Annotated in this window: 14 protein-coding genes; 6 read left to right on the forward strand and 8 right to left on the reverse strand. The window is 71.6% G+C overall.

What is annotated here, in order from left to right; genetic code table 11:
- Nucleotides 1-14 precede the first annotated feature (14 nt).
- The gene (locus tag LEL83_RS03285; protein WP_225557834.1) at nt 15-755 is read left to right on the forward strand and encodes an SDR family oxidoreductase; all 741 of its coding nucleotides are present in this window, start codon (nt 15-17) and stop codon (nt 753-755) included.
- 15 nt (nt 756-770) lie between these two features.
- Here LEL83_RS03285 and LEL83_RS03290 read toward each other — a convergent pair whose 3' ends face one another.
- The 7 genes from LEL83_RS03290 to rsmI form a co-directional block, all read right to left on the reverse strand.
- The gene (locus LEL83_RS03290) at nt 771-1,310 is read right to left on the reverse strand and encodes a hypothetical protein (RefSeq protein WP_225557758.1); all 540 of its coding nucleotides are present in this window, start codon (nt 1,308-1,310) and stop codon (nt 771-773) included.
- 53 nt (nt 1,311-1,363) lie between these two features.
- Nucleotides 1,364-1,903, reverse strand: coding sequence for a hypothetical protein (locus tag LEL83_RS03295; protein ID WP_182065109.1), 540 nt, complete (start codon nt 1,901-1,903; stop codon nt 1,364-1,366).
- 41 nt (nt 1,904-1,944) lie between these two features.
- A complete protein-coding gene (locus LEL83_RS03300; protein ID WP_225557759.1) occupies nt 1,945-2,481 on the reverse strand; it encodes a type II toxin-antitoxin system VapC family toxin in 537 nt (178 codons plus the stop codon).
- Nucleotides 2,482-2,848: 367 nt separating this feature from the next.
- Nucleotides 2,849-3,700: a 16S rRNA (adenine(1518)-N(6)/adenine(1519)-N(6))-dimethyltransferase RsmA gene (rsmA, locus tag LEL83_RS03305; protein ID WP_198656623.1), complete on the reverse strand. Its 852-nt coding sequence runs from the start codon at nt 3,698-3,700 to the stop codon at nt 2,849-2,851.
- 2 nt (nt 3,701-3,702) lie between these two features.
- Nucleotides 3,703-4,635: a TatD family hydrolase gene (locus tag LEL83_RS03310; protein WP_225557760.1), complete on the reverse strand. Its 933-nt coding sequence runs from the start codon at nt 4,633-4,635 to the stop codon at nt 3,703-3,705.
- On the reverse strand, nt 4,632-6,200 hold the full coding sequence (gene metG / locus LEL83_RS03315) for a methionine--tRNA ligase (protein WP_225557761.1): 1,569 nt from the start codon (nt 6,198-6,200) through the stop codon (nt 4,632-4,634). The genes LEL83_RS03310 and metG overlap by 4 nt, the downstream gene beginning before the upstream one ends.
- Before the next feature lie 121 nt (nt 6,201-6,321).
- Complete coding sequence (gene rsmI, locus LEL83_RS03320; protein WP_225557762.1) at nt 6,322-7,143, reverse strand: 16S rRNA (cytidine(1402)-2'-O)-methyltransferase; 822 nt, start codon at nt 7,141-7,143, stop codon at nt 6,322-6,324.
- 65 nt (nt 7,144-7,208) lie between these two features.
- Between rsmI and LEL83_RS03325 the strand changes: the two genes are divergently transcribed.
- On the forward strand, nt 7,209-8,840 hold the full coding sequence (locus tag LEL83_RS03325) for a dolichyl-phosphate-mannose--protein mannosyltransferase (RefSeq protein WP_225557763.1): 1,632 nt from the start codon (nt 7,209-7,211) through the stop codon (nt 8,838-8,840).
- Nucleotides 8,841-8,965: 125 nt separating this feature from the next.
- Here LEL83_RS03325 and LEL83_RS03330 read toward each other — a convergent pair whose 3' ends face one another.
- Nucleotides 8,966-9,625 (reverse strand): TetR/AcrR family transcriptional regulator, encoded by a 660-nt coding sequence (locus LEL83_RS03330; protein WP_198656628.1) that lies wholly within the window; start codon nt 9,623-9,625, stop codon nt 8,966-8,968.
- 168 nt (nt 9,626-9,793) lie between these two features.
- Here LEL83_RS03330 and LEL83_RS03335 point away from each other — a divergent pair, with 168 nt between their 5' ends.
- From LEL83_RS03335 to LEL83_RS03350, 4 genes are all read left to right on the forward strand, one after another.
- Entirely contained in the window at nt 9,794-11,335 is a 1,542-nt protein-coding gene (locus LEL83_RS03335; RefSeq protein WP_225557764.1) for an MFS transporter, read from the forward strand.
- Nucleotides 11,336-11,650: 315 nt separating this feature from the next.
- Entirely contained in the window at nt 11,651-12,517 is an 867-nt protein-coding gene (locus LEL83_RS03340; protein ID WP_225557765.1) for a sulfurtransferase, read from the forward strand.
- Between the two features lie 153 nt (nt 12,518-12,670).
- Nucleotides 12,671-13,738, forward strand: coding sequence for an NAD-dependent epimerase/dehydratase family protein (locus tag LEL83_RS03345; protein WP_225557766.1), 1,068 nt, complete (start codon nt 12,671-12,673; stop codon nt 13,736-13,738).
- Between the two features lie 4 nt (nt 13,739-13,742).
- The gene (locus LEL83_RS03350; RefSeq protein ID WP_225557767.1) at nt 13,743-14,270 is read left to right on the forward strand and encodes an AAA family ATPase; all 528 of its coding nucleotides are present in this window, start codon (nt 13,743-13,745) and stop codon (nt 14,268-14,270) included.
- The last annotated feature ends 4 nt before the right edge of the window (nt 14,271-14,274 follow it).

The raw sequence follows: 14,274 nt of genomic DNA on the forward strand, positions 1-14,274 counted from the left end.
GCATCGTCGTCGTCATGGACATCACGAACTCCACCGTCTTCATCCCCGGCGCGACCTCCGGCATCGGTCTCGCCCTCGCGCAGCGCCTGCAGGCCGCCGGCAGCACCGTCGTCATCGGCGGGCGTCGTCAGGCGCTGCTCGACTCCCTCGCCGCCGAGCACGGCTTCGGCACCGTGCAGATCGACGTCGCCGACGCGGCCTCCATCGCAGCGGCCGCCGCCTCGGTGCTCGACGCGTACCCGTCGTTGGACGCACTCATCACCATGTCCGGGATCATGCGCAACGAGGACCTGCGCTCCTCCGACCACATGGCCGACGCGATCGAGACCATCCAGACGAACCTGGTCGGGACGATCCGGCTCATCGACGCGTTCCTGCCGCACCTGCTCACCCGCCCCGCGGCGACGGTGATGACCGTCACCTCCGGGTTGGCCTTCGTGCCGCTCACCGCGACGCCGACCTACAACGCGACGAAGGCCGCGGTGCACTCCTACACGCAGTCGCTCCGCCAGCAGCTCGTCGGCTCGCCGGTCGAGGTGCTCGAACTCGCGCCGCCGGCCGTCATGACCGACCTGATGGGTGGCGCGGACTTCGGCGGCATGCCGCTCGACGCCTTCGCCGACGAGGTCATCGAGCTCGTGGCCTCGGGAACCGACACCGAGATCCTGGTGCAGAACGTGCAGCCGCTCCGGTTCGCCGAGCGGAACGGCAACCACCAGCAGATCCTCGAGATGATGGCCGGCGCGGGACACTGAGCCCGGCGAGCAGGTTCAGCCGGCGGCGTTCTCCGGACCGGGGGCGTCGCCGGCCTCGCGGCGGGCGATGACCCGATCGAGGAACTGGTTGAGCACGGGGAGGCCGCACACCACGACGAGGCCGAGCGCCGATCCCCACACGGTCCATCCGAACCACGACCGGAGGACCTCGTAGGCCCACGCCCCGAGTGCGATCCACATGAACACCGTGGTCGCTCGCTGGACCGGACGAACGGGCGTGGAGCCGAGCGCGACGGCGTCGTCGGCGCCGCGCGAGTCGGCGGCGTCGTCGGCGCCGCGCGAGTCGGCGGCGTCGTCGGCGCCGCGCGAGTCGGCGGCGTCGTCGTCGTCGGCATTCGCGTCATACCGGCCGAGCGTGCTGAAGGCGACGCCCCAGCCGATGATCGCTGCACCTGCCAGCAGTCGCACCCAGACCACGTCGTCGGTCGGACGCTGCACGAGGTCACGCACCGAGAGCACGATGATCGCGATGCCACCGATGACGGCGATCAGGGTGATGGCGATGGCGAGGCGGCTGACGGGTCGACGGGGCACGGAGTCGATCGTAGGGGCGTCCGCGCTCGGCCCGCGCACCCCCGTTCGCGGTGTCAGAGCCCGGCGAGGAGCCGCTGCAGTTCGGCCTTGGCGTCGGGCATCCGCTCGGGGCCGGTGAGCCGCTCCCGCTGCACCGAGATGCGGACGGTGTCCGGCCGGGGACCGTCCTCGGTGGTGAGCAGCACGGACTCGCGGTCGGGGAAGGTCCACCGTGCCGACGGGCGCTTGCCGCCGCGGCGTCCGGACGTCGGCGCCGACCCGAGTGCGGCCGTGAACACCGGCACGATCCGGTCGAGCACCGCCTCGCGTTCACCCGGGACCTGTCGTGACGCCGACACCGCGAAGGTGCCGTCCGTGCGCTGACCGGGGATGCGGAGTCCGCGGGCCTGCTCGTAGCCGATGGTGATGCCCTGCGCCCACCACGGTTCGACGCCCTGGTCGATCAGCCAGGACGCGATCGCCGCGTGCCCGATGGTGGTCCCGTCTGCGCCGTCGATCAGGGCGTGCCACTCGTCCGGTGACCTGCCCGTCGCTGCGAGGACGCGGTCGGGCGCCATCCCCTGTGCGTGCGAGCGAACCGTGCCGTCGGTCATGCCGTCATCGTAGGGCGCAGAGCGCGCGGAGCACCGTCAGGTCAGCTCGTGGAGGCTCTTGCCCGCACACGTCGCGCCAGCTGAGCACCCTCGGAGTCGATGATCAACGGGAGCCGAGCCTTGTCCACCACGCCGAACGAGGGATCAACGGTCACGAAGCCGTCGACCTCCCAGTGGGCAGCCGTCGCGACGTGCACGGCACCTGCAGCGGTCAGCCCGAACTCCTCCATGAGATCGGGAACGTCATCGGCGACCGCATCGATACTGGCCCAGTGCAGTCGGGTCGAACGCAACAGGTCCTGCCACGCCGATCTGTGGTGACGCCCCGCCTGGGGCCCCTTGCGCTGAGCTGATTCGAAGAGCTCGAACTCCGTGAACCCGCTGTACACGATGCTCGTGTCGGCAAGATCGAGGTGATCCCAGAACGCTGACGCACGGGCATGGTTCGGCTCCGCACGATGCAGGACGCACTGGATGAAACTCGTCTCTACGAGGACCGCGCCCGGTCGGCCCGAGCATCGGTCGAACTCCAGAACCCGATGCTCGTCGAAGTCATCGGAGCCGAGCGGCTCGAACACGGTCAGGACGCCCGGAGCAGGCGCTCGATCGGCTCGACCCGGCAATCCGGATCGATCGACTCGATCGCGCGCTGCCGTCGCGCGCGGCGTTCTTCGAAGGTCCCGGCCGGCCGTGGTGTCCGAGCGAACAACGCCTGGCGCTCGGCCTCGGTGGCGACTCTCGGCTCGGGCGGCCCAGCAGGATCCGCGCTGAGGACGGTGGGACGATGTCCCGCCGTGAGCCGTTCCTCGGTCGGGACACGGCGGAGCGGGTGGGGTGGTTCGGCTGGTCGCACGTTGCCTCCTTGGTCGATGGAGTCAACCGTAGGAGCGCCGAACGGACGCCACCGAACATTCCGTATTTCGCTGCGTGTCCGTCGGCCAGACGTCACTCGGCAGCAGCGAGGACCGTCCGCCCGAGCCGCACGAAGTCGTCGACACCGATCGCCTCGCCCCGAGCGGTCGGGTCGATGCCCGCCGCTGCCAGGACCTCGGACGCGTGCGCGCTGCCGCCGAGCACCCCGGACAGGCTCTGCCGCAGCATCTTGCGGCGCTGCTGGAACGCCGCGTCGACCAGGGCGAACACCTGCGACCGCAGGGCCTCGTCGCCCGGGGGCTCGTGCCGGTCGAACGCCACCAGCACGCTGTCGACGTTCGGCACCGGCCAGAAGACCTGGCGGCTGACGAGTCCCGCGGTGCTCCACGCGCCGTACCAGGCGGCCTTGACGCTCGGCGACCCGTAGACCTTGCTGCCGGGGGTGGCGGCGAGCCGGTACCCGACCTCGGCCTGCACCATGACGAGGGACCGCTCGATCGACGGGAAGGTCGCGAGCAGGTGCAGCAGCACGGGGACGGAGATGTTGTAGGGCAGGTTCGCGACCAGGTGCGTGGGTGCGGTGTCGAGGTCCGACGCGGCGACGGTCATGGCGTCCTGCTGCACGACGGTGAGCGTCGCGTCCGGCTGCATGGTGCTGACGGTCGACGGCAGCTTGGCGGCCAGGCGCTTGTCGATCTCGACCGCGGTGACGGGTGCGCCGGTCTCGGTGAGCCCGAGCGTCAGCGAGCCCAGGCCGGGCCCGATCTCGAGCACCCGTGCGGTCGGGGTGACGCCGGCGACGGCCACGATGCGTCGCACGGTGTTGGCGTCGTGCACGAAGTTCTGGCCGAGCTTCTTCGTCGGGGTGACGTCGAGTTCGGCCGCGAGCTCCCGGATCTCCGCCGGGCCGAGCAGCGCGCCCACGCCTACTCGTCCACCGTGACGGGCTCGGCGTCCCACGCGCCGTACACGAGCTCGGTGTTCGACGCGATCTGGGCCGCGAGCATCGATGCGTCGGTGCCGAGGGTCTCAGCCATCGACCGCAGCGTGAGCGGGATGAGGTACGGCGCGTTCGGGCGGCCACGGAACGGTGTCGGCGTGAGGAACGGGGCGTCCGTCTCGACCATGACCAGGTGCCGCGGCGCGACCCGGAGGGCCTCGCGCAGGGACTCCGCGTTCTTGAACGTGACGGTGCCGGCGAACGACATGTACCAGCCGCGCTCCGCACACAGGCGGGCGAGGTCGGGGCCGCCGGAGAAGCAGTGGAAGACGGTGCGCTCGGGGGCGCCGACGCGGTCGAGCACCTCGACCACGGCGTCGTGCGCGTCGCGGTCGTGGATGGTCAGCGCCAGGTCGTGCTCCTTGGCGATGCGGATGTGCTCCTCGAACGACCGGACCTGGGCGTCGCGGCCGTCCTCGCCGGTGCGGAAGAAGTCGAGGCCGGTCTCACCGATCGCCCGGACCCGCGGCAGCCCCGCGAGCCGTTCGATGCCGGCGAGGTGCTCGTCGAGCAGCCCCTGCTCCTGCAGCACGGGGGCTTCGTTCGGGTGCAGCGCGACGGCGGCCAGGACGCGGGGCTCCCGGGCGGCGATCGCGGCGGACCACTCCGAGGTGGCGAGGTCGGTGCCGACCTGCATGACCCCGCGCACCCCGACGCTCGACGCGCGGTCGAGGTGCTCGCGGTACTCCAGGGGCCCGTCGCCGCCGTCGCCCACGCCGTCGGCGATCTCCATGTGGGTGTGGTTGTCGTACACCGGCACGACGAGCGCCTGGGGCAGCGGCGGGTAGGTCAGGTCGCGCTTCGACCCGCCGGACGACCCGTCACCACGTGCCCGGACGTGCGGTTCCGCGTCGGTCACGCGGAGACCTGCTCGATGCGCGGGAACAGCCCGCTCTCGAGCGGCACGACGTTCGCTGCGCCCTGCCACTCGAACGCGCGGTCGACCCGCTGCTCGGCGACGGAGCCGCCGGCACCGATCGAGGCCCAGAGCTTCTCGGTCGCCTTCGGCGTGACCGGGGAGAGCAGGACGGTGACGGTGCCCAGGCCGCGGAGTGCCGTGGTCAGGACCGTGCCGAGCCGCTCGCGGTCGGCGTCGTCCTTCGCCAGGGTCCACGGCGCCTGCTCGGTGATGTAGCCGTTCAGGGCGTCGACGAGCTCCCAGACGGTGGCGATCGCGTCGTGCGGGGCGAAGGCGGCGACCGCGGCGTCGGCACGCTCGGTGACCGAGATCGCCAGGTCGTCGATCGCCTGGTCGGACTCGGTCAGCGCACCCCGGGTCGGGACCGCGCCGTCGAAGTACTTCTGCAGCATCGCGACCAGGCGGGAGGCCAGGTTGCCGTACCCGTTGGCGAGTTCCGCCTGGTACCGGGCCGAGATGTCCTCCCAGCTGAAGTTGCCGTCCTGCCCGAAGGTGATGGCGCGCAGGAAGTAGTAGCGGAACGCGTCGGACCCGAACGTGTCGGTGATCTCGGACGGCGCGATGCCGGTCAGCTTCGACTTGGACATCTTCTCGCCGCCGACGAGCAGCCAGCCGTGGCCGAAGACGCGCTCGGGCACCGGCAGCCCCGCGGCCATGAGCATCGCGGGCCAGATCACGGCGTGGAAGCGGGCGATGTCCTTGCCGACGATGTGCACGCTCGGCCACAGGCGGCGGAACGCTTCGTCGTCGTCCGTGCCGTAGCCGAGCGCCGTGACGTAGTTGAGCAGCGCGTCGAACCACACGTACAGCACGTGGTCGTGGTCCCACGGGATCGTGATGCCCCAGTCGAAGCTCGACCGCGAGATCGACAGGTCGCGCAGCCCCTGCTTGACGAACGAGATGATCTCGTTGCGGACGCTCTCGGGCTGGATGAACAGCGGGTTCGACTCGTACAGGTCGAGCAGGCGCTGCTCGAAGTCGGACATCCGGAAGAAGTAGTTGCGCTCGGACAGCACCTCGACCGGGATCGAGTGGATCGCGCAGACCTGCTGGCCCTCGTACGCGCCGGTCCCGGGGACCAGGTCGCTCGGCTGCTTGTACTCCTCGCAGCCCACGCAGTAGAAGCCCTCGAACTCGCCCGCGTAGATGAAGCCGTCGTCGTAGAGCTTCTGCAGGAACGCGGTCACGCCGCGCTCGTGCCGCTCGTCGGTGGTGCGGATGAAGTCGTCGTTCGCGACGTCGACGGTGTCGAGCAACGGCTTCCACGACTCGGTGACCAGCCGGTCCGCCCACTCCTGCGGGGTGACGTCGTTCGCCGAGGCGGTGCGCAGGATCTTCTGCCCGTGCTCATCGGTGCCGGTGAGCAGCCAGGCATCGTCACCGCGCTGCCGGTGCCAGCGTGCGAGGAAGTCCGCGGCGACCTCGGTGTACGCGTGCCCGATGTGGGGCACGTCGTTCACGTAGAAGATCGGCGTGGTGATGCTGAACGAGGACCCGTCGGACATGCCGACCATCCTACGGGCGGGCAGGAGCGGCATGACGCGCCCCGCGCGCAACCTGTGGAGAAACGGGACGGGAGGCCCGTGGCGGGCCCGTCCCGCGCCTCCAGACCGCAGGCCGGGCGGTCTACCGCGCCGCGAGCGCGCCCTCGTACAGGTCCCGTTTCGACAGCCCGGTCGCGTCGGCGACCGCCGCGGCGGCCTCCTTCATGCGCATGCCGGCGGCGACCCGCTCGAGCACCAGCCGGACGCCGTCGTCGAGCGTCGCCTCCTCGGTCGCCTCGGCCGCGCCCGCCACGACGACGCAGATCTCGCCGCGGACACCGTCGGACGCCCACGCGACCAGCTCGTCCAGGGGCCCGCGACGCACCTCTTCGTACAGCTTCGTCAGCTCGCGGCAGACCGCAGCGCGGCGGTCGCCACCGAACCCGACGGCCATGTCGGCCAGGGTCTCGGCCAGTCGGTGCGGCGACTCGAAGAACACCATCGTCCGCTGCTCCCCCGCCAGCGCCTGGAACGCCCGGCGGCGCTCCCCGGCCTTGCGGGTCGGGAAACCCTCGAAGGTGAAGCGGTCGGTGGGCAGGCCCGAGACGGCGAGCGCCATGAGCACCGCCGACGGTCCGGGCAGGGCGGTGACGGTGACCCCGGCCGCGGCAGCGGCCTCGACGAGGGGGAAGCCCGGGTCGCTGATCGCGGGCATGCCGGCGTCGGTCAGCACCACGACGTCCTCGTCGCGGGCGAGCTCGATCACCTCGGACGCCTTCGCCCGCTCGTTGTGCTCGTGCAGGGCGATGAGCCGCGGACGGTTCTCGATGCCGAGCGCGCGCATCAGGTGCACGGCGGTCCTGGTGTCCTCCGCAGCGACCACGGTGGCGTTGGAGAGGGTCTCGACGAGACGGCGCGAGGCGTCCCCGAGGTTGCCGATGGGCGTTGCAGCGAGGACGATCACGCACCCATTGTCGTCGCAGCACCCGGCCAGCGCGGACATGACCGCGATCCGTAGGATGCTCAGCGATGACCAGCGAGCTGACCGACGACCGCACGGCCGTGCCCGAGGGGCCCGTCGGCTCGCGTCTCGACGACTGGTGGGGGCGGGTGCTCTCCTCGTCACGGCGCGTCGCGGTGTGGCGCTGGACGGGACCGCTCGCGGTGACGCTGCTCGCCGCGGTCCTGCGCCTGGTGCACCTCGGCACCCCGCACGCCCTGGTGTTCGACGAGACGTACTACGTGAAGGACGGCTGGTCGATCGTCCACCTGGGGTACGAGGGCACCTGGCCGGCGAACCCGAGCAGCGACTCGGCCCCGACGACGGACGACCGCTTCGTCCGCGGCGAGACCGACATCTTCACGAGCGCGGCGGAGTTCATCGCCCACCCGCCGCTCGGCAAGTACCTGATCGGCCTCGGCATGCTGCTGTTCGGGGCGGACAACGCCTTCGGCTGGCGCTTCACGGTCGCCGTCCTGGGCATCGCGACGGTGTTCCTGACGGCCGTCATCGCCCGCTCGCTGTTCCGCTCGACCATGATCGGCACGCTCGCCGGGTTCCTGCTCGCGATCGACGGGCAGGCCATCGTGATGTCCCGGGTCACGCTGCTCGACGGCATCCTGACGTTCTTCGTCGTGCTCGGTGCCGGCGCGCTGCTGCTCGACCGCCGGCGGACCAGGCGGAAGCTCGACGAGTGGGTGGCCGCGCGGGCCGCCGCGGGCCGGGACACCCTGTGGGGGCCGGTGCTGTGGTGGCGGCCGTGGCTGTTCGCGATGGGGCTGACCCTGGGGCTCGCGGCGGCGACGAAGTGGTCGGGGCTGTACTTCCTGGCGTTCTTCGCCCTGTACTCGGTGCTGAGCGACATGCTGATGCGGCGTCGTGCCGGTGTGGAGTTCTGGGCGTCGAGCGCGCTGCTGCAGCAGGCACCGGTGTCGTTCCTGCTGACGGTGCCGATCGCGGCCGTCACGTACGTCGCGTCGTGGACCGGCTGGTTCGTCTCGAAGGACGGCTGGGACCGCAACTGGCTGGCCTCCGGCGGCGAGCGGTGGACCGGCGTGCTCGCCTGGGTGCCGGACAGCCTGCAGAACTGGTGGCACTACCAGTCCGAGATCTACGCCTTCAACATCGGGCTGCACACCCCGCACTCGTACCAGGCGAACCCGCTGCTCTGGCTCCTGATGCAGCGACCCACGTCGATGTACTACGTCGGCACCGACGCCGGCCAGGACGGCTGCTGGGCCTCGCGCTGCGGCGAGGCGATCACCGGCGTCGCGAACCCGTTCATCTGGTACGCCTCGGTCGTCGCCGTCGTGGCCCTGCTCGTGCTCTGGGTCCTGCGCCGGCGGTGGGAGTACGGCTTCGTCCTGCTCGGCGTCGCTGCGGGGTACCTGCCCTGGCTGGGCTACCTGGACCGCACGGTGTTCCAGTTCTACACGATCGCCTTCGAGCCCTTCATGGTGATGGCGCTGGCGGCCGCGATCGGCCTGGTGCTCGGGTCACGCGACGACGACCGCCGCCGGCGGACGCGCGCGATCGTGTGGGTGGGCGTGTACCTCGGGATCGTCGTGCTCGCGACGGTGTACTGGTACCCGATGTGGACGGCGGTGCAGGTTCCGTGGGACTTCGTCCGGTCCCACTACTGGCTGCCGAGCTGGCTGTAGGCCACCCGGCGCGACCGCGCGCCGGGTGCGGTGGTCGCGACCCGGCGCGGACTGGAGGCGCGTGGCGGGCCCGCCACGGGCCTCCCGTCCGCCGCTCGGTCCGTGTGCCGGCGTGACGCCCCGCGTCAGGACTGCGCGTGCAGGGCCCGTTCGATCGACTCGCGGTCCAGGGGCTCCCCGAGCATCGGGGCGGTCGTCCCGCCGGGCAGCACGCCCTCGATCAGGACCTCGGCGTACCGGCGCCAGGCGTCGGGGTCGTGCGCGCGCGTGGTGTCGGCGACCGCTCCGACCATCGACGTGAGCATGGGGAGGTCTCGGGAGTCGAACCCGCTGCGGACCACCCCGGCGTCGCGCGCCCGTCGGATGATCTCGGACACCTGGGTCTCGAGGCGGTCGCGCTCGTGCACGACCGACGGGCGTGCCCTGCCGGCCCGGACGATCGCGTCGGCCAGGGCGCGGTCGCGCGCACGGAACTCGAACACCCCCATCAGGTAGACCCGGAGCGACTCGCGGGGGTCGATCTCGTCGGCGGCGCGGGCCGCAGCGTCGTTCAGGGCCTCGAACTTGGTGGCGAGCAGCGCCTCGATCAGGGAGTCCTTGTCGGCGAACCGGCGGTAGACCGTCCCGACGCCGACGCCCGCCTCGTGCGCGATGTCGTTCAGGGTGACCGAGAGACCGCGTTCCGCGAAGCACTTGCGAGCCGTCTGCAGGATGAGCTCGCGGTTCCGAGCGGCGTCGGCGCGCAGCGGTCGGTCGAGGTCGGACGCGGAGTCGGTGCTGCTCACGGTCCGAATCTAGTTGAACCTTCTGGGAACAAGTGGATGCGGTTCTTCCGTTTCGGTCTACACTGGTGCGAACCGGATGCCACGCATCCGGTTCCGGAACACCGCTCTCCGGAGGGCTCGACGGCGCGCCCTCCACCTCCCCCTCCAACCTTCTCGAAGGAGGCTGCCGTGACGGCAGAACACACCGCGCCGACCCCCACCGGGGCGGCGCCCACGACTCCCGGCACCACCCCCGCCCCGAGCAACCGTCGCTGGATCGCCCTGGCGGTCATCGCCCTCGCGCAGCTGATGGTCGTGCTCGACGCCACCATCGTCAACATCGCGCTCCCCTCGGCCCAGGCCGACCTCGACTTCGGCACCGACCAGCGGCAGTGGATCGTCACCGCGTACTCGCTGGCGTTCGGGTCCCTGCTGCTGCTCGGCGGGCGCCTCGGCGACCTGTTCGGTCGGAAGAACACGTTCATCGTCGGGCTCGTCGGCTTCGCCGTGGCCTCGGTGCTCGGCGGCCTCGCCGACTCGTTCGGCCTGCTCGTCGCCGCACGTGCGCTGCAGGGCGTGTTCGGTGCCCTGCTCGCACCGTCCGCGCTCGGCATGCTGACCACGACGTTCCGTGACCCGAAGGAACGCGGTCGGGCCTTCGGCATCTTCGGGTCCATCGCCGGATCGGGTGCGGCCATCGGTCTGCTGCTCGGCGGCGTGCTGACCGAGTACGCCTCGTGGCGCTGGTGCCTCTACGTCAACGTCGTGTTCGCCGTGCTCGGCGTGATCGGCGCCCTCGTCTTCATGGAGCGTCCGCCGAAGGTCGAGCGTCCGCGCATCGACGTCCTGGGCGTCATCACCATCACCGCGGGCCTGGTCGGGGTCGTCTACGGGTTCTCGAACGCCGAGACGAACGGCTGGGACTCCCCCGTCACGATCGCCATGCTCGCCGCCGGGGTCGTCCTGATCGCCGCCTTCGTGGTCATCGAGACGCGGGTCGCCCACCCGCTCCTGCCGCTCCGCGTCGTGCTCGACCGTGACCGCGGCGGATCGTTCATCGCCATCGGCCTGGTCGCGATCGGGATGTTCGGCATCTTCCTGTTCCTGACCTACTACCTCGAGCAGACCCTCGGGTTCAGCTCGCTGCAGACCGGTCTGGCGTTCCTGCCGATGCCGCTGTCGATCATGATCTCGGCGACGCAGATCGGTGGACGCCTGCTGCCCCGCGTCGGCCCGAAGGTCCTGATCTTCGCCGGTGGCCTGGTCGCCGCGACCGGACTGCTCCTGCTCCTGCGCACCGACCTCGACAGCTCCTACGCGGGCACCGTCATGCCGGCGCTGATCGTGATCGGGCTCGGCATGGGCACGATCTTCTCGTCCGCGATGAACACCGCGACGACGGGGGTCGACCGCGCCGACGCCGGCGTGGCCTCGGCGACGGTCAACACGATGCAGCAGATCGGCGGTTCGATCGGCACGGCGCTGCTGTCGACGATCTTCGCCGACGTCGTGTCGAACAGCCTGTCCGCATCGTCCGGCGCCCCCACGAAGCTGCAGCAGGCCCAGGCGGTGCTCGACGGGTACCACGCGGCGTTCGCGATCTCGGCCGGCGTGCTCGTGCTCGTCGCCCTCGCCGGCGGGCTGCTCATCAACCGGCAGGCGGTGCGGCTCGAGCGGCTCGCCCGTGCCGGTTCCGCGACGACCGGGAGCATCCCCGCCGCGGCGCACTGAGCCCCGGCGCACCCTCGGCCCGTCCCCGTTCTGTGGGGGCGGGCCGTTGTGCGTGCGGGTGGGTGGACGCATGCCCGGCGCACGCGTTCTGCGACGATCCACGCGTCGAACACGCTGTGCACGGTCGATGCATGCACACGCAACCCCTGCGTGTGCATGTACCGACGATCCACGTGTCGAAGATCAAGTGCACGGTCGACGGATGCACACGTATGCGACGGCCACAACCGCACGCCACCCACTTCCCACCGCCCTGTTTGCGCCGTGTTTCGCACCTCCTGGCCCACGTCAGGGGCTCGGTTTATGGTGTCCGGCATGGCCCCCGTCCTGACCTCACCACTCGTGTCGACGCAGTGGCTCGCAGACCACCTCGGTGCTGACGAGCTCGTCGTGCTCGACGCCTCGGTGCACACGGCGGGGACCGGCTTCCAGACCGCGTGGCACTCCGGGCAGGACGCCCACGAGCAGCGCGGTCACGTTCCCGGAGCCCGCTTCGCCGACCTGATCGATGCGTTCTCGACGCCGGACGCCCCCGTCCCGTTCACCCGCCCGGGCGCGGAGCGGTTCGAAGCCGCCGCCGGGCAGCTCGGCGTGACGAACACGTCGACCGTCGTGGTCTACGACGACGGCGACGGCGAGTGGTCAGCGCGGCTGTGGTGGATCTTCCGCTCGTTCGGGTTCGACTCGGTGGCCGTGCTCGACGGCGGCTTCACGAAGTGGCGCGACGAGGGCCGACCGGTCCGCGTCGGGGCGCTCAACACCCCGCCGGCGGCGACCAGGCCCGACACCGGGGCGTTCCTGGCGGGCGAGGAACGCGCGCTGTGGGCCGATCACGACCGCGTCACCCGTGCCGTCTCGGGCGAGGAACCCGCCTCGCTCGTGTTCGCCGCGCCGTGGTCCGCGCTCGGCGACGACCACCCGCCGATCGTGCCCGGCAGCACCCCGATCACGGCGGACACCCTGCTGGACCCCGAGACGAACACGTTCCTGCGCGGCGCCGAACTCGAGCGGGCCTTCGCCGAGGTCATCGGAGCGGACGAGATCGTCACGTACTGCGGGGTGGGCAGCGCGGCGTGCGTCGATGCCCTGGCGCTCACGGTGCTCGGGCACGACCGGGTCAAGGTGTACGACGGCTCCCTGGCCGACTGGTGGCGGCACGACGACCGGGCACTGACGTCCTGACACACCGGCCATCGGAGGCCGGCCGCCGGCCGCACCGGCCACCGCACCTCGGCGTCCAGCCGCACCGGCCACCGCACCTCGGCGTCCAGCCGCACCGGCCACCAGCCACCGGCGTCCGGCCGCACCCGCTCGCAGCACGACTACCGTTGCACCATGAGCACCAGACGCGCGGTCATCCTCGGCGGTACCGGCGGGATCGGCTCAGCCGTCGCTCGTGCACTCCTCGACGCATCGGGCCGGGGCGGTGACGACTGGCAGGTCGACGTCGTTGCCCGCACCGGCGGCCCCGTGGCCGACGCACTCGCCGCGGCCGGGGCCTCGTTCGTGCCGGGCGACCGACGGGACCGCTCCGTCCTGCGCGACCTGCTGCGCCCCGGTGCGGACCTGCTGGTCGACACCGTCGGCGTGACGCGCGATGACGCCCTGCAGCTCCAGCCCTTCCTCGACGACGTCGGCTCCACGGTCTTCGTCTCGTCCAAGGCCGTCTACGCCGACGAGCAGGGCCGCCACGCCAACTCGCTCGACAAGCCGGTCTTCGGCGGCGCGGTCACCGAACTGCAGCCGACCGTCACCGCGGGCGACGGCGACCCGACGAGTCGGGACGGCTACGGTGCCGCGAAGGTCGCGGCCGAGCAGGTCCTGCTCGACCACGGCGCCCCGGTCACCGTGCTCCGCCCGTCGAAGGTGTACGGCGTCGGGATCGGTCGCCCGCGGGAGTGGTTCGTCGTCCGCCGCGTGCTCGACGGCCGGGAGCGCGTGCTCCTCGCCGACCACGGCCGGGGCGTCGACCACACCACCGCGGCGAGCGGCGTCGGCTCGCTCGTGCGCCTGGTGGCGGACGCACCCGATCGCCGGATCCTCAACGTCGCGGACGCCACCGCCCCGACCGTCCTCGAGATCGTGCGCACCATCGGCGCGCACCTGGGCCACCGCTTCGACGAGGTCCTGCTCGACGAGGACGCCCCCGCCTTCGTCGGCACGACGCCGTGGTCGACGCCGTCGCCGTTCGTGCTCGACACCGCCGCGGCGCGCTCGCTCGGCTGGGAACCCCCGGCGTTCGCCACCGCGGTCGTCCCGGAGCTCGACTGGCTGGTCGAGACCGCGCACGCGGTCCCGGCCGGCGGCGACGTGCCGTGGGCCGACGACCCGTTCTGGGACCGCATGTTCGACTACGGCCCGGAGGACGCCGCACTGGCGCTCCTGTCACTCGGTCTCGGCTGACGCCGTGCGCTCGGAGGTCCTGTTCATCGGCGGGCGCTCCGGCGTCGGCAAGTCGACCGCAGCGCTGGCCCTGCACGACCTGCTGGTCGCCGCCGACGTCCGCCATGCCGTGATCGAGGGCGACCTGCTCGACCTGGCCCACCCTGCCCCGCACGTCGAGCATCCCGACGTGCACCTGGCCGAGCGGAACCTCGCGACGATGTGGTCCGGCTTCCGGGGACTCGGTCACCACCGGCTCGTGTACACGAACACCGTGTCGGTGCTCGAACACCGCCGCCTCGCAGCCGCGATGGGCGACGACCCACTCGTCACGGCCGTCCTGCTCCGCGCCGACGACCGCACCACCGCCGACCGGTTGGCGAGTCGGGCGGGCGGCGCCCTCCCGCAGGCGCAGCTCGCGCACAGCACGCGGACGGCCGGGAGGCTCGACGCGGCTTCCCCGGACACGGTCACCCGGGTGGACACGGCGGGTCTGACCCCCGCCCAGGTCGCCGCGCAGCTCGCGTCGATCACGGGGTGGCTCCCGGGCTGATCGC

The organism is Curtobacterium oceanosedimentum (genome assembly GCF_020297365.1).
GTDB lineage: Bacteria > Actinomycetota > Actinomycetes > Actinomycetales > Microbacteriaceae > Curtobacterium.